This window comes from Streptomyces sp. SP18BB07, assembly GCF_036322545.1.
Taxonomy (GTDB): domain Bacteria; phylum Actinomycetota; class Actinomycetes; order Streptomycetales; family Streptomycetaceae; genus Streptomyces; species Streptomyces deccanensis.
Map to the genome: position 1 here is coordinate 93,277 of NZ_JAQYWT010000362.1, position 17,971 is coordinate 111,247.

Annotated in this window: 14 protein-coding genes and 1 pseudogene; 7 read left to right on the forward strand and 8 right to left on the reverse strand. The window is 69.8% G+C overall.

Going from position 1 to position 17,971, the window contains the following annotated elements; genetic code table 11:
* Nucleotides 1-94: 94 nt before the first annotated feature.
* Nucleotides 95-901, reverse strand: coding sequence for an LmeA family phospholipid-binding protein (locus PUR53_RS40215; RefSeq protein WP_329911724.1), 807 nt, complete (start codon nucleotides 899-901; stop codon nucleotides 95-97).
* Nucleotides 784-1,188: a hypothetical protein gene (locus tag PUR53_RS40220; protein ID WP_329911726.1), complete on the reverse strand. Its 405-nt coding sequence runs from the start codon at nucleotides 1,186-1,188 to the stop codon at nucleotides 784-786. Before PUR53_RS40220 ends, PUR53_RS40215 begins: the two co-directional genes overlap by 118 nt.
* 475 nt (nucleotides 1,189-1,663) lie before the next feature.
* Here PUR53_RS40220 and PUR53_RS40225 point away from each other — a divergent pair, with 475 nt between their 5' ends.
* Nucleotides 1,664-3,283, forward strand: coding sequence for an MFS transporter (locus tag PUR53_RS40225; protein ID WP_329911728.1), 1,620 nt, complete (start codon nucleotides 1,664-1,666; stop codon nucleotides 3,281-3,283).
* A 21-nt stretch (nucleotides 3,284-3,304) separates the two neighbouring features.
* Here the strand turns inward: PUR53_RS40225 and PUR53_RS40230 are convergent.
* The 5 genes and pseudogenes from PUR53_RS40230 to PUR53_RS40250 all read right to left on the reverse strand — a co-directional run.
* Nucleotides 3,305-3,488, reverse strand: a pseudogene (locus PUR53_RS40230) (TetR/AcrR family transcriptional regulator); the annotation flags it as partial.
* Nucleotides 3,489-3,569: 81 nt separating this feature from the next.
* Complete coding sequence (locus PUR53_RS40235; RefSeq protein ID WP_329911730.1) at nucleotides 3,570-3,935, reverse strand: hypothetical protein; 366 nt, start codon at nucleotides 3,933-3,935, stop codon at nucleotides 3,570-3,572.
* 93 nt (nucleotides 3,936-4,028) lie between these two features.
* Entirely contained in the window at nucleotides 4,029-5,075 is a 1,047-nt protein-coding gene (locus PUR53_RS40240) for an amidohydrolase family protein (RefSeq protein WP_329911732.1), read from the reverse strand.
* A gap of 326 nt (nucleotides 5,076-5,401) precedes the next feature.
* Complete coding sequence (locus PUR53_RS40245) at nucleotides 5,402-6,190, reverse strand: 2-keto-4-pentenoate hydratase (RefSeq protein ID WP_329911734.1); 789 nt, start codon at nucleotides 6,188-6,190, stop codon at nucleotides 5,402-5,404.
* Nucleotides 6,187-6,819, reverse strand: coding sequence for a TetR/AcrR family transcriptional regulator (locus tag PUR53_RS40250; RefSeq protein WP_329911997.1), 633 nt, complete (start codon nucleotides 6,817-6,819; stop codon nucleotides 6,187-6,189). The genes PUR53_RS40245 and PUR53_RS40250 overlap by 4 nt, the downstream gene beginning before the upstream one ends.
* Nucleotides 6,820-6,947: 128 nt before the next feature.
* On the opposite strand from PUR53_RS40250, the gene PUR53_RS40255 reads away from it, so the two are divergent.
* The 6 genes from PUR53_RS40255 to PUR53_RS40285 all read left to right on the forward strand — a co-directional run bounded on the left by PUR53_RS40255 (nucleotide 6,948) and on the right by PUR53_RS40285 (nucleotide 16,718).
* Nucleotides 6,948-8,558 (forward strand): bifunctional 3-(3-hydroxy-phenyl)propionate/3-hydroxycinnamic acid hydroxylase, encoded by a 1,611-nt coding sequence (locus tag PUR53_RS40255; RefSeq protein ID WP_329911736.1) that lies wholly within the window; start codon nucleotides 6,948-6,950, stop codon nucleotides 8,556-8,558.
* 8 nt (nucleotides 8,559-8,566) lie between these two features.
* Nucleotides 8,567-9,430 (forward strand): alpha/beta fold hydrolase, encoded by an 864-nt coding sequence (locus PUR53_RS40260; protein WP_329911738.1) that lies wholly within the window; start codon nucleotides 8,567-8,569, stop codon nucleotides 9,428-9,430.
* Nucleotides 9,427-10,434 (forward strand): VOC family protein, encoded by a 1,008-nt coding sequence (locus PUR53_RS40265; protein ID WP_329911740.1) that lies wholly within the window; start codon nucleotides 9,427-9,429, stop codon nucleotides 10,432-10,434. Before PUR53_RS40260 ends, PUR53_RS40265 begins: the two co-directional genes overlap by 4 nt.
* A gap of 428 nt (nucleotides 10,435-10,862) precedes the next feature.
* The gene (locus PUR53_RS40270) at nucleotides 10,863-11,942 is read left to right on the forward strand and encodes a DUF3500 domain-containing protein (RefSeq protein WP_329911742.1); all 1,080 of its coding nucleotides are present in this window, start codon (nucleotides 10,863-10,865) and stop codon (nucleotides 11,940-11,942) included.
* A 5-nt stretch (nucleotides 11,943-11,947) separates the two neighbouring features.
* Entirely contained in the window at nucleotides 11,948-13,378 is a 1,431-nt protein-coding gene (locus PUR53_RS40275) for a nickel/cobalt transporter (protein ID WP_329911745.1), read from the forward strand.
* A 1,093-nt stretch (nucleotides 13,379-14,471) separates the two neighbouring features.
* Nucleotides 14,472-16,718, forward strand: a complete 2,247-nt coding sequence (locus PUR53_RS40285) for a LuxR C-terminal-related transcriptional regulator (protein ID WP_329911747.1) — start codon at nucleotides 14,472-14,474, stop codon at nucleotides 16,716-16,718.
* Nucleotides 16,719-17,314: 596 nt separating this feature from the next.
* On the opposite strand, the gene PUR53_RS40290 is transcribed toward PUR53_RS40285, so the two are convergent.
* Nucleotides 17,315-17,947, reverse strand: coding sequence for an ISAzo13-like element transposase-related protein (locus PUR53_RS40290; RefSeq protein WP_329911749.1), 633 nt, complete (start codon nucleotides 17,945-17,947; stop codon nucleotides 17,315-17,317).
* Between the last annotated feature and the right edge of the window lie 24 nt (nucleotides 17,948-17,971).

A 17,971-nucleotide genomic window follows, 5' to 3' on the forward strand; every position in this document is an offset into this window, starting at 1 on the left:
ACTCGCCGGGTTCGGGCTGATGACGGCACGCGGGAGGCAGTGACCCGCACGGTCTCTTCTGGAACCGCGGACGGCCGAGGGCTCATCATCGTCATCACGCTTGCCGGTACGACGAGTTGTCCTGAGCCGAGTCGCGCTGTGACCCGCTGCTGGGGCGGAAAGTGACCGACTCGCCGGAGAAGCGAGCGCTGAGTCCGCTCGCCGTGGGGGTGACCGAGCGCAGGTGCAGGCCCTCGGGGATGTTCCGCAGCCGGATCGGCTTCTCGAAGATCTTGTCGATCAGCGCTTGGGTGGTGGCCAGTGCGCCGCCCGTGACCTCGAAGTCCTTGAAGGCGACACGGTTGTTGGGGACCGCCGAGACGGTGGCCGTCACGGTGACCTCACCGCCGAGGGGCAGCAGGACGCTCGCATTGATCCGGCCCGGGCGGGTGCCCTGGGAGACCTCGAGGCCGATGACGCGGGACACGTCCGTGTACGACAGGTAGGCCGTCGCCTCCGCCGAGCGTGCCACCGCCGCGGTGTCGTCGCCGGACTTCGACAGTCCGTCCAGTGCGAGGTCGAGTCGGGAGACCGGCAGAGGGCGGGCGGACCCGTCGGCGGGTATGTCGTGCGCCGTGATGTCCACGTGCCGCAGGGTGCCGGAGGCCAGTTGAGTCAGCACGGGGTAGCCGCGGACGCGGACCTCGGGCCGCTCGGGTGTGTCCATGCCCTGCTGGAATGCCTTCGCCGTGCCCGACTCCACGCGAGCCGTCGCGACCCGGTCGACCGCGAGGGGCACGAGGGTCAGCGCGACCAGGACGACGCCGACGACGACCGGCCGTCGGGCCCTGCGGGGCGCCGCGGGTGGCTCGAATGACGCGTACGTGACGTCGTCCTCATATCCGTACCGGGGCTGGCGCATGAGACTCCTTCAGAGGGGTGGCTGTGCCCGGCGCCGTGCAGACGCTGGGCCGTGGAAGCTGCGTCGTCCTGGCCGACGCCCGCGACGATCAGCGCGGCGGTGGCTGCGCCGGTGCCGTCATCGGCCCAGGTCCCGAAGTTGACGCTGTCCAGCAGTGCCAGCAGGTGTGCTTCGAGGGCTCTGCTGAGGGGGCCGGGCGGAACGCTGGTGTGGAAGACGCCCTGCCGCTGGCCGCGGGCGAGGATCCCGGCGACCGTGTCGCGGGCGGGGGAGAGGAGTTCGCTCACCCGATCGGCTCCCAGATCCCGGCAGGCGAGGGCGATGAGTGTGCGGTAGCGATCGCCGACCGGCCACAGGCTGAGGACGAAGCGCGCCAGTGCACTCGCCGGGTCGGGGGACGGCGTTTTCCCGACGGTGACCGCGAGGCGTATCGCTTCCCCCGCGTCCGCGGCGAGTCCCTCGACGAGCGCGGTCCGGCGGGCGAAGTAGGACGTAGACGGTTCGACGTGCCACGCCCGCGGCTTCGGCGATGTCGGCGAGGCTGCTGTCGGGGTTGCGGCCCAGTTCTTGCCCGGCCGCCTCCAGGATGCGTTCGCGGGTGGTACGCGCCGCGCGGCGCCGTGGCACGTGCGGGTCTGGTCGGTTCGTCACATCAGCACCTCTGGCGGGGAAGGGGCAAGGGGTCCCGGAAATATTTGCACATCGGTGGGCAATAAACTAACCTGCCCGTTAATGTGCAATTAACTCGTCCCAGGAGCCCCCATGCCCTTGATCGCCGCAACACCCGTCGAGAAGATGACAGGGCCCTATCCCCGCCGCTGGTGGGCTCTGATCGTGCTGTGCCTGAGCCTGCTGATCGTGGTCATGGCGAACACATCGCTGATCGTGGCCGCGCCCGACATGACCACGGACCTGGGCCTGTCCAGCAGTGACCTGCAGTGGGTCATCGACGGCTACACCGTCCCGTACGCCGCGCTGATGCTGGTGCTGGGCTCGATCGGCGACAAGTACAGCCGCCGCGGCGCCCTCGTCACCGGCTTGGTGATCTTCGCGGGCGGCTCGGTGATGGGCAGCCTGGTCGATGAGACCGTACTGGTCATCGCGGCCCGCGCGATCATGGGCGTGGGCGCCGCCGTGGTCATGCCGGCCACGCTGTCCCTGCTGGTCGCGACCTTCCCCAAGAGCGAGCGGACCCGGGCCATCACGGCCTGGACCGCCACCTCCGGTCTCGCCATCGCCGTCGGCCCGCTGGTCGCCGGATGGCTGCTGGAGGACCACGCATGGGGCTCGACCTTCCTGATCAACGTCCCCATCGCAGTCGTCGCCGTCATCGGCGCGCTGGTCCTGATCCCGCCGTCCAAGGCGGAAGGCATGGGCCGGATCGACTATGTGGGCGGTCTGCTCTCCATCGTCTCCGTCGGCTGCCTGGTCTACGCGACCATCGAGGGCCCGCACTTCGGCTGGGGCGCCGGCCCGATCGCCGCCGCGGTGGTCGCCGGAGTCGGCCTGGTCGCCTTCGTCGCGTGGGAGCTGCGCCACCCGCACCCCATGCTGGACGTGCGCAAGTTCCGGCTGCGCCCCTTCAGCGGTGCGATGCTCGCGGTGCTGTTCTTCTTCTTCGGTACCTTCGGCGCCATCTACTACTCCACCCAGTACCTGCAGTTCGTCCTTGGCTACGACGCGCTGGCAACCGGCGTACGCCTGCTGCCGCTGGCCGGTGCCGTCTTTCTAGGCGCCGTGGTGACCGGGCAGCTGACCCCGAAGCTGGGCATGAAGCCGATGGTCGTGGCCGGAATGCTGATCGGCACGGCGGGTGTCTTCCTGCTCACGCTGGTCGACAAGGGCTCCACGTACACCGACTTCCTGACGCCGATGATGCTGCTCGGCTTCGCGATCGGCCTGAGCGTGTCCCCGGCCACCGACACCATCATGGGCTCCTTCCCCGAGTCCGAACTCGGCGTCGGCGGTGGTGCCAACGACACCTCCATGGAACTCGGCGGCTCCCTCGGCATCGCGATCCTCGGCTCACTGCTGGGCACGGCATACAAGGACAAGCTGACCGACCTGGTCGGCGGGCAACTCCCGGCCGATGCGCTGGAGACAGCCAAGGAATCCGTGGGCGGCGGCCTCGCGGTCGCCGAGCAGCTCGCGAAGACCCCTTCGACGGGTGCCCAGCAGGCGCAGGCCCTGGTGGACGCTGTGAATGAGTCCTTCGCGCACAGCGTCGCGCACACCAGCCTCATCGGCGGCATCATCATGGCCGTCGGCACCCTGATCGTCCTCGCCGTCCTGCCCGGCAGCCGCAGCGCCGACCAGCACCGGCCGACGGGGGAGGCGGAGGCGGAAGCCCGCGACGCCAAGTACAGCGACTCCGTGCAGTGATCCCGGCCGGCCTCCTCGGCCGAGATCGGGCAGCGGGCGCCGGGCGACCTCGCGGGCGTCGTCCGGCGGAACGCCCAGCAGGAGAAGGAGCATCTTGGCCAGGTTCGCCGGTGGCCTCGTCGCCGCCCAGGCTGTCCCGGGTGGACCTCAACTCCACCCGGGACAGCAGGGTCCCACCTCCTGCGGACAGGGCGAAGGCCGGGTCGTGAGTTCTGCGTAGGACTTGGCTATCCGCGCGCTGAGCCGGAGGGCCAGGACGGCGGTGAGGACGATGAGGGCGACCATGTCAGTCGTCTCCCTCGTGCTCCGAGACGATGCGGCAAAGCACGGCGAAGTTGCCGACCCAGCGCTCCACTTCGGCCGTGGTGGCGGCCGCTGCTTGGGCGCGCAGCGTCACGGTGACCGTCACCGTCCCGGAGTCGGCGCGGATCTCTTCGACATCGTCGACATCGCCGAGGAGGTCGTGCAGCACGCGGCGGGTGGCGTCGGCGCGCAGCGGGAGCTTGTACGGCTTGCCGACCGCGGTGACTGGGAGCGCGTCAAGGTCGCGGACGGCCTTGGGGGCGGCGGCTGCCTCGCTCACGTGCGCGGCGGCCCACGCGAGGAGGTCGTCCTCACTGACCGTGGCGTCGGCGAGGGTCACGTACGCCATCCATGCGGATTCCCTTGGTGACCGGTACGAACTGCGCCTGCTCCTCGGTGTCCGAGGTGTCCGGGGTGCGGGATGGCGCTCATGGGGAGGGCCTCAATCTGTACCGGGTTGGACGAGCTTGAAGACGAGCCGGGCAGCTGCTCGTTGGGCGGCGTGGCGCAGGCGCATCGGGGCCGGACGCGCCGGAGCCGGTGTGGGGGCGCCGGCCAGGCGGGGGAAGAGGCCTTCGGCGTTGGTGCGGTTGACGGCTGTCAGGGTGCCTGAGTCGACGCAGGTGTCGAGGCCGCCTGTGAAGTACTGACCGGCCGCGGTGGGGGCGAAGGGCCAGTCGCTGCCGAACAGGATGTGGCCGGGGCGGGCGAAGGCGAGCAGGGTGGGCAGGGCGGCGGGGCTGGAGGAGAGGGCGGTGTCGAAATAGAAGGCGCGGAAGTCGTCCAGCACGTCCAGGGGGCTGCGGCCGGTGTCGCCGGCGATGGTGACGGCCATGCGGTGGGAGGCGTACGGCACGAAACCGCCCGCATGGCTGAGGATGAACCGGATGTCTGAGTACCTGCGCACGATGCCGTTGCGGACGAGAAGGTATGCGGCCCGGGCGGTGTCGAGGAGGAAGTCGGCGGCGAACGGCGGGATGTTCTCGACGGCGGGCGCGGGCAGCTCGGCCGGGTGGACGAAGACGACGGCGTTGCGGTCGTTCAGGGTCCGCCACAGTGCGTCCTGGCCGTCCGCGCCGAGATAGGTTCCCTGGTTGTTGGCGAGCAGGGTGACGCCGTCGGCGCCCAACTCGTCCAGGGCCCGCTCGGCCTCGGCCGCGGAGGAAGCGACATCGGGCATGGGCAGGGTGGCGAAGTGCCCGAAGCGGCCGGGGTGTTCGGCGACCAGGGAAGTGGAGAAGTCATTGAGGCGCCGGGCCAGGTCGGCGGCCTCGTCCGAATCGGTGAGGAAGCCCGTGCCGGGGGTGGAGACGGACACGATCGCCATGGCGGTACCCAGCAGGTCCATCGATGCCAAGGCCCCCTCGGGGCTCCAGTCGGGTAGCGCGCGGCCACCGGCCTCGGCTATGCCCGCCTTGGCGAGGAGGCTGCGGTAGAAGGGCGGGATGAGGTGGTGGTGGACGTCGATGCGTCCTGCTATGCCAGTCATGTGGCAGCCTCCAGGTGGTGAGCGGGTCGAGGGTCACGTCGGGCAGCGCCTTTTTTGACCGCCGACCGTGTCCCGCGTTCAGCTGGACGAGGCGAAGCCTTAGTCGTCGCACGAGAACGTCGACAGGGTTTGGTACGGCGAACCGGTCGCGGCTGAGCTGGCCAGCTACTCCCGGCCGACCGGGCGAGGCACGCGGGCTTCGTCATGCGGCTCGGCATGCCGGTGGCGCCCGGAGCCGATGACGGCGAGTGGTGACGGGGCGGGAGCAGGCGGCATGCGGATACTCGTCGGGTGAATCAGGTCGGGTGATTCAAGTGGAAGGCGAATCACCCAAAGGTCACCGACACCGGGCCGAGAGCGCTGAAGCGGGCCTCGATCTTCTGGCCGGCGCTCACGAAGGGGGCGGTGATCATGGCGCCGGGCAGCACCACGTGTCCGGGCTCCAAGGCGGTGCCGAAGGTGGCGAGGGTGTTGGCCAGCCAGGCGACGGCGGCGGCCGGATGGCCGAGTACCTCGCGTCCGCTGCCCGAAGCGACGCGCTCGCCGTCGACGAGCAGGTCGACAGTGACGTCGGCCAGGGCGGGCACGTCGGCCAGGGGTGTCCAGGGGCCGCGGACCAGGCCGGCGGTGCTGGCGTTGTCGGCGACCGTGTCGAGCAGGGTGATCTTCCAGTCGCGGATGCGGCTGTCGACGATCTCCAACGCCGGGGCGACCGCCTGGGTGGCCGCCAGGACGTCGCCGACGGTGACGTCGGGACCGCGGAGGGGCTCGGCGAGGCGGAAACAGATCTCCGGTTCGACGCGCGGCCCGCAGTAGCGCGCCGCGAGGACCCGCGCGCCGTCGCGGTGGACCATGTCGTCCAGCAGTTGGCCGAAGTCGGGCTCGCCGACGGCCAGGAGCTGCTGCATCGCCGCTGCGGTCAGGCCGACCTTGTGGCCGACGACGCTCGCGCCGTCGGCCAGGCGCCGGGCGATGTTGGCCTGCTGGACGGCGTAGGCATCGGCCAGGTCCAGGGCGGGCAGCAGAACCGACAGGGGGGCGATCGGAGACACCCGCTGCTCGGCATGGCGCAGCAGCCGTGCCGCCTGCGCGCGTTCTTCGGCTGTCAGGGTCATCCCTCGCTCCTCGCCGCCATACGGACCGCCGCCTCGTAGACCAGCTGTGCGTGCAGCTTGAACAGTGCGACCAGATCCACGCCGTCACCGGTGATCTCCCGCTGGATGAACAGGCCGTCGGCACCCGCGACGGCGTAGGTGCTTAGGGTGCGCACGTCGTCCTCGTGCAGGTTTGGGACGAGCGCCTCGATAACTTCGGTGATCTTCTGCTGGGTGACGTCACGGACCTGGAGGAACACGGTCCGGCCCCGGGGCTCCACCGGTCGTCGCTCCAGGGCGAGCATGAGGCCGAGGCGCAGGAAGTCGGGCGCTTCGATCAGCGACCTGGCCACGTTCGCCGCCATGGTGGCGATCCGCTGCTGTGGCGTACCGGTCTCTTCTCCCGGCAGCTCGACGGCCTTCAGCCAGGTCTCGAAGCTGCGCTCGATGACCGCGGCGATCAGGTCGTCCTTGTCCTTGAAGTGCCAGTAGATCGAGCTGGCGGGCAGTCCGCACTTGGCGCTGACCGCCGCGATGGACGTGCCCTCGTACCCGCGCTCGCCCGCGATCTCGACGGTGGCGTCGAGGATGCGCTGCCGCGACTCCACCCCGTTCGCGCGCTTCTTGCGCGCCGTCTGCGGCTTGGTCATGAAGGCGCCCTTCCTGTTGTGCCGGCTCTTGACCGTCTCCAGCACCCAGCTTACCGTAGCGGCTATTCCAATTGGAGTAAACGCTACAACAAGAGTCGTAGCATCAGGGACGACAGTGAGGTGGCCTGGTGAGTGAAATCAGCGCCAAGGACAGAGCCGACGACAGTGCGTACGACGTGGCGGTGATCGGCTACGGGCCCACGGGTGTGACCGCGGCGAACCTGCTGGGGGCGATGGGCCTGCGGGTCGTCGTGCTCGAACGCGACGCCGAGGTCTACGCCCGCGCCCGGGCGATCTCCACGGACGAGGAGGTCATGCGGATCTGGCAGCGCATCGGCCTGGCCGAGCGGCTGAAGCAGGACATGCTGGCCGAGCGGCCGCTCGACTTCGTCGACGCTCGGGGCCGCACCTTCCTCAGCGCGCACCCCACCACGCGCGGCCATGGACATCCGCCGCAGATGTTCATCTACCAGCCGGCGCTGGAGCAGGTTCTGCGCGACGGGGTGGACCGCCACCCGAACGTGGAGATCCGGCTGCGGCACGAATGCCTGCGGCTGCGACAGGACGCCGAGGGCGTGGAACTGACGGTGGTAGGGACCGCCGACGACTCCGTCTCCCGGCTGCGCGCGTCGTACGTGATCGCGGCCGACGGCGGGTCGAGTCTCATCCGTGCGCAACTGAACATCGGCTACGAGGGCAAGACGTACGAGGACCGCTGGGTGGTCATCGACACCGAGATGCTCAAGCCCTGGCCGGACCACGACCGGCTGCGCTTCCGCTGCGACCCGGCCCGCCCGGCGGTCGACTGCCCGACCCCGCTCGGTCACCACCGCTGGGAGTTCCCGATCCTGCCCGGCGACGACGAGCAGCACCTGACCACCGACGACGCGATCTCCGCGATGGTGTCCCGGTACGGCATCAGCCGGGACAGCATCAAAGTTCTGCGGGCCACCGTCTACAGCCACCATGTCCGCTTCGCCGCCCGCTTCCGCATGGGCCGCGTCTTCCTGGCCGGCGACGCCGCCCACGCCATGCCGCCGTGGATCGGCCAGGGCATGGCCGCCGGCGTACGCGACGCGGCCAACCTGTGCTGGAAGCTGGCCGCCGTACTGCGCGGCGAACTGCCCGAGACGGTGCTGGACAGCTACGAGACCGAACGCAAGCCACACGTCAAGGAGATCACCAAGCGTGCGGTGTTCGTCGGACGGATCATCACCGAACGGCGCCTCCCGGTGACCCGCATCCGGAACACCGCACTGCGCGCCCTCAACCGCATACCGGGCTTCAGCAACTGGCTCCAGGACTCCAACTGGATACCCGTCGCCCACTACGCCGACGGCTTCCAGGCCCGCCCCCGCACCAAGGCGTCCGGCCACCAGATCCCGCAGCCCTGGGTGACCGGCCCCGACGGTGAACGCGTACGGCTGGACGACGTACTCGGCGGCCGCTGGGTGCTCCTGCACCGCGGACCGTCCGTGCCCCAGCCCGCCTGGGGCCGCGCCGGTGTTCCCTCGCTGACCGTCACGCCCGCAGGCTCCAAGCCGGCCGAGGGCACGGTCGTCGACAGCGACGGCGTCCTACTGCCCTGGATGGCCGAGCACCGCGCGGCCACCCTCGCCCTGCGCCCGGACGCCTACGTCTACGCCGCCGCACGCACCGGCGCCCCACTCCCGCCGCCTCCCGCCGGCTTCACCCCGGCGCCGCACGCGACCGCCTCGACCGCCTCGATCACCCTGTAAGGACTGCCATGACCACCCACACCGAACTGCCGTCGATGCAGGAGTTCCTGCTCGACGTCGCAGGAAAGAAGATCTTCGTCGCGGAGACAGGAGAGGGCCCGCCCGTCCTGCTCCTGCACGGCGGCGGCCCCGGCGCCTCCGGTGTCGCCAACTACGCTCGGAACATCGCCGAGTTGGCCAAGGAGTACCGGGTCATCGTCCCCGACCTGCCCGGCTACGGACGCAGCGCCAAGGGCGTCGACGGCGCCGACCCCTTCGGGTACCTCGCCGACACGGTCCGCGCTCTGCTCGACCGACTTGGCCTGGACAAGGCCCACCTGGTCGGCAACTCCTACGGAGGCGCCTGCGCCCTGCGCCTCGCCCTGGACACCCCCGACCGCGTCGACCGGATGGTCCTCATGGGCCCCGGCGGGATCGGCACCACGCGTGCGCTGCCCACCCCGGGCCTCAACAGCCTGCTCAACTACTATTCCGGGGACGGGCCCTCGCGGCTGAAGCTGGAGAAGTTCATCCGCAACTACCTCGTATTCAACGCCGCCGACGTGCCGGACAGTGTGATCGACGCGCGGTACCAGGACAGCATCGACCCGGAGGTCGTCGCGGCTCCGCCGCTGAGGCGCCCGAAGTCGCTGCGCGCCCTGTGGAAGATGGATTTCACCCGCGACAAGCGCCTGGCCCGGCTGCCCGTGCCCACCCTGGTGCTGTGGGGCGCGGCGGACAAGGTCAACCGGCCCTCCGGCGGGCCCATGCTGGCCGGGCGGATGCCCAACTGCGATCTGTACGAGGTCGCCAACACCGGGCACTGGGTCCAGTTCGAACGCGCCGAGCTGTTCAACCGGTTGTGCGCCGACTTCCTGGCAGGCCGTCGATGAACGCCACCGCTTCGGTTTTCGGTGCCGTCCACCTGGGCTACGTCGTCATCGAGACCAACCGCTTCGCCGACTGGCGCCGGTTCGGCACCGAGGCCATCGGCATGCACCGCGACGACCTCGACTCCGGTCTGATGCGGTTCCGGCTCGACGACCAGGAGTGCCGCTTCCTGTTGCGGCGTGGGCCCGCCGAGGACGTCGTCGCCACCGGCTGGCACCTCGACGACCACGGCACGTTCGAGCAGATCGAGGCCCGCATCCGCGCCCAGGGCGTCCCCGTCGTCGAAGGCACCAAGGAGGAGGCGGAGTTGCGGGGCGTCGAGCGCCTGCTGCGCTTCCCCGGCCCCAAGGGCATCACCCAGGAGATCTACACCACCCCGGTGAAGTCCGCCGAGCCGCTGCGGATGCTCGCCTCCGGGTTCGTCACCGGAGACTCGGGCATGGGGCACATCGCGATCACGTCCACCAAGCCGGCTCAGCTGCGGGGCTACTTCAACACCGTCTTCGACGCCCGGCTGACCGACTACATCGACGAGACGATCAGCGGCGTGAAACTCAAGATCCGCTTTCTGCGGGTCAACGAACGCCACCACTCCATCGCCATCGCCGCCGTCCGCGGCCTGCCCATCGACCCGATCCGCACCCGGGTGCAACACCTCAACGTCCAGGTGAGCACCCTGGACGACGTGGCCCGGAGCTATCAGCGGGTGTGCGAACTCGGCTTCGACATGGCCCTGTCCGTCGGCCAGCACACCAACGACAAGGAACTCTCCTACTACGCCCGCACCCCCTCGGGCTTCGAGTGGGAGGTCGGCTGGAACCCGATCGTCATCGACGAGACGACGTGGGAACCCACCACCCACCAGGGCATCAGCATCTGGGGCCACACCCCGGTCGGCCAGACCATCGTCGACAAACTCGACCAGTTCCGGCTCGGCGCTCTCTCCCTCGCCCGTCCGGAGAACACCGTCCCGGCACTCAGCGGTGCCGGTATCCCCGACGACTGACAGCGCCCCTGTCCGGACCGGCGTCGGAGCCGGTCCCGATCGGCGGGTGCGGGGCACATCTCGTTGCCCAGCGTGCCGCGCTGCTGGTCAGGGGCAAAGTCACGTCATCGCGGCCGTTGCCAGCGCCTACGGCATCCTCACTATTGAGCGTTTCAGAATGAGATCGGTGTAGCGGCTGACGGCCGACGATGACAGGCGGCCGAACCTGTCATTTTGTTAGCAATTTTGTCAGCGATCGAGCGGCGAAACGCACGCCCTATCTGCATATACGGCGTTTTCGACTACCGCTGGGCAACGAGATCAGCCCCGATCGCACTTGACGGTTCCATCAGAATTCCCCATGACCACCGCCTGGAGCGTTCCCTCCCGCTCCCCGCTCCCCGCTCCCCGCTTTCCACCCTCCCCTCCCCCTCCATTGGAGAACTGCCGTGTCCGAATACCGTCTCGCGGCCGGTGTTGCTGCCCTGCTTCTGTTCGCGACCGCCTGCGGGTCGGGTGACTCCGAGTCGTCGTCGACGTCCACGGACGCCTCGACCTCAGCCTCCGCCACCACGCCGTCCGGCTCCGGCGGCGGCCATGCGGCCACCCAGGTCCTGACCGCGACCAAGGCGTTCCTGGCCATCCTGGACGACGAACAGAAGGTGTCCGTGCAGGCCGAGCGCACCGCGGCCAACCTGTCGCAGTGGTCCAACCTGCCCGACCAGCTCTTCGAGCGCGCGGGCCTCAGGATGGACTCCCTCGACGACGAGCAGCAGGCCGCGGTGCTCGCCATCCTCAAGGCGGCGCTCAGCGAGGACGGCTACGAGCAGGTCACCGGGATCACGTACGGCGACGGCGTCCTGAAGGACGCGGGCGGCATCGACCTCGACTTCGGCGCGGACCACTACTGGATCCGCGTCCTGGGCACCCCGTCCGAGACCGGACAGTGGACGCTCCAGTACGGCGGACACCACCTCGCCGTCAATGTCACCCTGACCGGCGACACCATGACGCTCGGCCCGACCCTGTGGGCCGCCCAGCCCGCGTACTACGACAAGGACGGCTCCGAGGTCGAGCCGCTGAAGGGCGAGACGGAGAAGGCGTTCCAGGTCGCGCAGTCGCTGGACGACGAGCAGTTCGACACGGCCGAGCTGGACACGGCGGTCACCGAGATCGTGCTGGGCGCCGGGCAGGACGGCAAGACCCTGGAGAGCGAGGGCGTCAAGGCGTCCGACCTCGACGCGGACCAGCAGAAGCTGCTGCTGGACCTGATCGACGAGTGGATCACCCCGCTCAACGACGAGCAGGCGAAGGCCAGGCTGGCGGACGCCGAGAAGAACCTCAAGAACACGTACTTCGCCTGGTACGGCTCGACCGAGAGCGACCAGCCGATCTACTACCGGGTGCAGAGCCCGTCGTTCACGATCGAGTTTGCCCATCAGCAGGGGCAGGGCGCCAACGCCGGCGGGGTCACCCATATCCACTCCATCTACCGCGAGAACGGTAACGACTACGGCGCCGAGGACTGAAGTCCGTGACCTCTCCCCGCACCCGTCGCCTGGCCCGGAGGACGGCGGCCCTCGCGCTGGCCGTCGCCGGGGCAGGTCTCGCCGCCACACCCGCAGAGGCGCACCCCAGCGACGAGGTGGTGCAGCAGGCGTACCTGACGCCCACCACCACCCAACTCGACGTCGAACTCGCCATCACACCAGGCGTGTTGATGGCGCCTGCCTTCGCCGAGTCCATCGACACCGACGGCGACGGGGAACTGGACGCCCACGAGCGAGCCGCCCACCTGGACCGGGTGACCTCGGCCCTTGCGCTGCGCGTGGACGGCCGGGAGGTGAAGCTGACCGTGACGGGCAGCGAGTACGCCGAGTACGCGCTGCTGGCCGCGGCCGGCGGCGCGGTACGCGTCAACCTGACGGCCGCACTGCCCTCGCCCGGCAGCCTCGGCCAGGTCGTCTTCACTAACGAGTACGACCCCGGCGTCCGTACGACGGTCCAGGCGGACGTGCTGGTCGCGGCGACGGACGCGGTCCGCCCCAGCGGATTCGAGCGAGGGGACGAGGGGCGGGCCATGACGCTGACGTTCAGGGAGGGGGAGGTCACCGCCGTTCCGAGCTCCGCCGACGCGGGGGAGGGGGAGGGGACGATGCTCGGTGCCCTGCGCGCCCCGCTGACCTCCCCCTGGGCACTGCTCCTGCTGATCGGCACCTGCGCCCTGCTCGGCGCCTTTCACGCCCTGACACCCGGACACGGCAAGGCTCTCCTCGCCTCCTACCTGGTCGGCGCCAACAGCACCCCCCGGCAGGCGGTCGCCCTCGGCGCGGTCATCACCATCACCCACACCGCCTCCGTGATCGCCCTCGGCACGTTGGTGCTGTTCGCGGGCCGGTTCGTCGTACCCGAAATTCTGGTGCCGGTACTGGAGATCACCGCTGGGGCGGTCGTACTGGTCCTCGGCGCGCGACTGGTACTGCGCCGCTGGCACCAGCGCGACCGGCACGACCACGGGCACAGCCATGACCACAGTCACAGGGAGGGCCATCACCACCATCACGCGCCCCTGACCGTCCCCACCACCTTCCGCGGTCTCGCCGCCATGGGCGTCTCCGGTGGCATCATTCCCTGCCCCGAGGCCCTGGGCGTGCTCGTGCTCGCCATCGGGCTCAACCGCACGGCGCTGGGCTTGGCCATGATCGTCGCGTTCAGTGTCGGGCTGGCCGGGGTGCTGGTCGGACTCGGGCTGATCCTGGTCAGCGCCCGTACGAGGCTGGGAAGTTTCCAGCGCCCGGACAGGTGGAGCCCGCTGATCCGGTGGCTGCCGATGGTCTCCGCGGCCGTCGTGACCATCCTCGGCCTGACCATCACGATCAGTGGAGTGAGCGGACTGCTCGGTAAGTACTCCAGTTGGGTTTCTCTATTTGTCCTCGTCGTCGTACATGTTCAGTTATTGAACTGACGCTGCGTCAGGTAGGTGGTGGTTCGTGATGGTCCGCGGTAGCCGGGCTGCTGGGGAATGGGCAAGATCCAGGAGTCGTCGCACTTCTGCCACGGCGAGGGGAACGAGACTGCTCGGACCGCGTCTACGGCCCCCTTTTCGAGGGCGTGGGCGGCCATCGCGGCCAGGAAGGTGTGCGCGAGTATGGGCGGCGTGATGTGGCGGTACCAGCCCACGTAGCGGCGGACTTCGTAGTAGTCCAGGCCGCACTCGTTCTTCGCGGCCGGGCAGAACTCCTCGACGGCCGATCCGGAGCGGCCACGCGGACCAGTTCGGAGACGTCTGCCTCTGCGGGGGTGAAGGCGAGGCAGGAAGCGACCCCTTCGGGGCGGGACAGGCTGGCCTGACTGCAGAGCAGTCGTAGACCCGAGGGCCCTTCGCGCCGTCTCCGCACGAAATCTGTTCTCAGGCGTCGTCCGGGGAACCGGTCAGAACACCCCGCGCGAAACCGTGACCTCCCGGACCTCGGCTGCAGCGGCGACGAGCCTGATCCCCTGACAGTGGCTGGGCTTAGTCACGACGAAAGACCTCCGGTGCGCTTCGCGCCCACCGTGCAGCAAGCCGTATGACATGACGGTGGATGTGCTTGCGCACGTGCCGGATCGGTCGTGACGAGACAGGTCAGGACGTCTGGCGTCTCTGCTCTGGGCGTCGAGTATCCAGGTGTTGCTGTAGCGGACTGTGAGCACCGTCATTTAGATAATTGCTCGCATGTGTGCAAGTGTGGTCTGGCTGCTCCAGTTGAAAGGGATAGTGCGGTGCCGATATTCGTCACGTGCACACGCGGAAGGCGATTCACCCAAGTATGCCGCCCTTGTTGCGCTGAGAGCCTCGGCCGCCGGGGGCGGTCCCTGTCCCCTGCCGGGCGGATGACGCCATTGCACGGGGCGAGGGGCAGATGCCTCGGCTGGGTCCGAGGCCGCGGGGGCAACGGTGTGCTGCGGCCGCACCATGCCCATGGTGCTTCGGCACGTCGCCCACACGATTGCCGGTGAGAGTGAACATGGTTGTCCCGACCCGTGTGATACCCGAAGCGGGGAACCTGCCTGCGGCCTTGACCCCGTACGTGGGCCGGAGCCGGGAGGTCGCCGAGGTCCGTCATGCGCTGGCCACCGCACGGCTGTTGACCCTGACCGGGGTCGGCGGGGTGGGCAAGACCCGGCTGGCCCTGGAAGTGGCCGCCGCGTCCAGCGAGTACTTCACGGACGGGGCGTGGGTGGTGGACCTGGCCCCGGTGCGGGTGCCGTCGGCGGTAGCGGACGCGGTGGCGACCGCGCTGGGGGTGCTGGACCTGGGCACCCGGCCCGTCCCGGAGCAGCTGGCGGGATACCTGGCCGGGCGGCACACGCTGATCGTGCTGGACAACTGCGAGCATCTCGTCGATGCCTGCGCCGAGTTGGCGAAGACGCTGCTGTCGGCCGCCGCCGGGCTGCGCATGGTGGCGACCAGTCGGCAGATGCTGGGTATGACCGGCGAGCACGTCTTCACCGTGCCCCCGCTGGCCCCGGACGAGGCGGTCGAGCTGTTGGAGGCCAGGACCTCCGCCGTCCGGCCGGATTTCCGCGTTACCGAGGCGAACCAGGCGCAGGTCCGCCGGCTCTGTGCCGACCTGGACGGGCTGCCGCTGGCGATCGAGCTGGCTGCCGCACGGCTGCGCACCCTCACCGTCGGCCAGGCCGCGGACCGGCTGGCGGACCGGTTCGCGCTGCTCACCAGTGGCTGCCGGATCGCACCGCCACGCCAGCGCACGCTGCGCGCGCTCGTCGACTGGAGCTGGGAGCTGTGCACTCCCGCCGAGCGGCTGCTGTGGAACCGGCTGTCGGTCTTCGCCGGGACCTTTGCCCTGGACGCGGCCGAGGAGGTCTGCGCGGGCGAAGGGGTCTCGGCGTGCGAGGTACTGGACCTCCTGGACCGGCTCGTCGCCCAGTCCGTGGTGCTGACCTGCGAGGTCGAGGGCCAGCCGCGCTACCGGCTGCTGGAGACCATCCGGCAGTACGGACGGGAACGGCTCGCCGACTCCGGCGAAGAGGAACGGCTGCTGCTGCGGCACCGCGACTTCTTCCTCGCCCTCGCCCAGCACGTCGACACGGGCTGGTACGGCCCGGGGCAGGTGGAGAACCTGGCCCGGCTGCGCGCCGAGCACGGCAACCTGCTGGCGGCCCTCGACTGCGGTGCCGACCCCCAGGTCCGGCTCGCGCTGGCCGCCGCGCTGGCCTTCCACTGGTGCGTCGGCGGCTTCCTCGGCGAGGGACGCCGTCAGCTCGACCGGGCTCTGGCGGTGGCGCCCGAGCCCTCACCGGCACGAGCCCGCGCGCTGATCAGCGCTGTCTGGGTCGCACTGTGCCAGGGCGATCTGGCGGTGGCCGACCAGTGGCTCGACGAGGCCGACGCGGTGGGTGAACAGTTGGGCGACCCGGCCGTACGGGCCGATGTGACGGGCTTTCGCGGCGTGTCGGCGCACTACCGGGGGCAGGTGGGGGACGCCATGACCCGGTACGAGGACGCGCTGGCCGCCCTGACGGCGCTGGGCGACGAGCGCGGAGCGGCCGGCTGGCTGCTCGCGCTGGCCTGCCTCCAGGCCTACGTCGGGGACCCACGTGCGGCGGAGACCGGCTGGCACCTGATCACCGCCGCCGAGGCGACCGGGGAGCGGTGGGGACGCGCGCAGGTCCTGCTGGCACTGGGCTTCGACGCCTGGCAACGAGGTGACCGCGAGGAGACCAGGGGACGCGCCCAGGCCGCGCTGGAGAGCATGCGAGGCTTCAACGACCACTCGGCGGTCGCGAGAATGCTGGAAGTGCTCGCCTGGGCCACCGCCTGTGCGGGCGACCGCGAGCAGGCCGCCCGGCTGCTGGGCGCCGCGGACACCCTATGGCGGGACGCCGGCACCGCCATCACCGCGTTCGACCCGAGAATGGCCGAGCACCACGCGCGCTGCGAGGCGGAGGTGATCGACGCCCTGGGCCAGGCCGCGTACGAGAGAGCGTTCACGGAAGGCGGCCTGCACGGCAGTCCCGACCGGGCCATCGCCTTCGCCCTGGAACTCCCCACCTACGCCGCCACCGGCACCGGCCCGGCTGCCCCTGAACCGGACATCGCCCCGAGCCCCCTGACCCGCCGGGAGCGTGAGGTGGCCGCGCTCGTGGCCAAGGGCATGAGCAATCGGCAGATCGGCACCGCGCTCGGACGCTCCCCGCGCACGATCGACGGCCACGTCGAGAACATCCTGGCCAAGCTCGGCTTCGCATCCCGCGCCCGGATCGCGTCCTGGTGGACAACGAACCAGGCGCCCACCCCGTAGGACAACCCCGTAAAACCACGCGGATCCGTTACCGGGCCCGCCGCGTAACAGTACGCATGGTCCTGGGGCGTACCCCGCGCCGATGCTTGCCGGCATGACGCACACCAAAGCGGCCCTTGCGCCGCGGGCTTCAAACCCGCGCCCAGGGGTGCGCCCGAACCACACGGCATCTGCCTCCCGTCATCCCTCTTGGGCAGACAGTCGGTGGCCGCCGCCGGCGGTGTATGCGTCCTGCAAATTCAGAGCATTCGGCTTTCGCGGATGCGAAGCATTCCGTTCCCAGCACTCGCAACCCGGCCAGTGGGCCACCACCAACCAAGAGCTGCTCAAGTGACGAGCACAGAGCAGGGCTGACCTTCCCGTAGAACATTCCTTGCCGCCGCGACAGCCGTCAGCGCGATGGCCGTTAGCGGCCTGGGCCTGGTGGTCGCCGCCGCCCCCAGCGCCATCGCCGCGGACGGCGCGCACGTCACCTGGAAGATCAGCACCGAGCCCTCCGAAGCGAGAGAGAAATACGCCAAGTTGCTCAACGACATCAGGAACGAGATGAGGGCCGGCCGGCATCAGCCGGACACTCAGAGAGCGTTTGATATGGCCTAATTGCACTTTAAGTCCGAGTAAGTTCCTCGCCAGGTTGGTGTATTCTTGTCCGTCAGCCCTATTTGCTCCTTCTTCTTGGTGTCCACGCTGATCACCGGGTCCCCGGCGGCCAGGAACTCGCGGACCTTGTCGGTCAGATGCCGGAACTGTGCGTCGCGGTCCGGGTGCGAACTGCCCGCCAGGACCCGCGCATTCGCGCGCAGGCTGAACCCGGCCTCCTTCAACAAGGCGGTGACGGTGTCGCGGCCCACCGCGTGTCCCCGGGCGGCGAGTTCGTCCGCCGCGTGCCTCAGTGACTTCGTCATCCAGGTCAGCGGCCCTGCCAGGTCGCCCTGCGTGGCGTCCTCGACCAGGGTCAGCAGCGCCGTGCGCAGCCCCGGGCCCTTCACGGCCGCAGGTGGGCGGCCCGCTCCCGGACGGCGGATGCGGCCATCCGGTCCAGCGTCTTCCTCCAGCTCGGCCAGCTCCCGTGAGACGCAGCCGGTGGAGACCCCCGGCTGCCTCGGCGACGGCGGCGATCCCACCGAACGACCGAGTTGCCGGGCCTCCGCCCCGTACAACAGCCGCCGCTGACGCTCGTTCGGATGCGGCGACACCGCCTCCAGCTTCGCCCGCAGCGGACCGATCAACTCATCGAAACGCCCCTTACCACA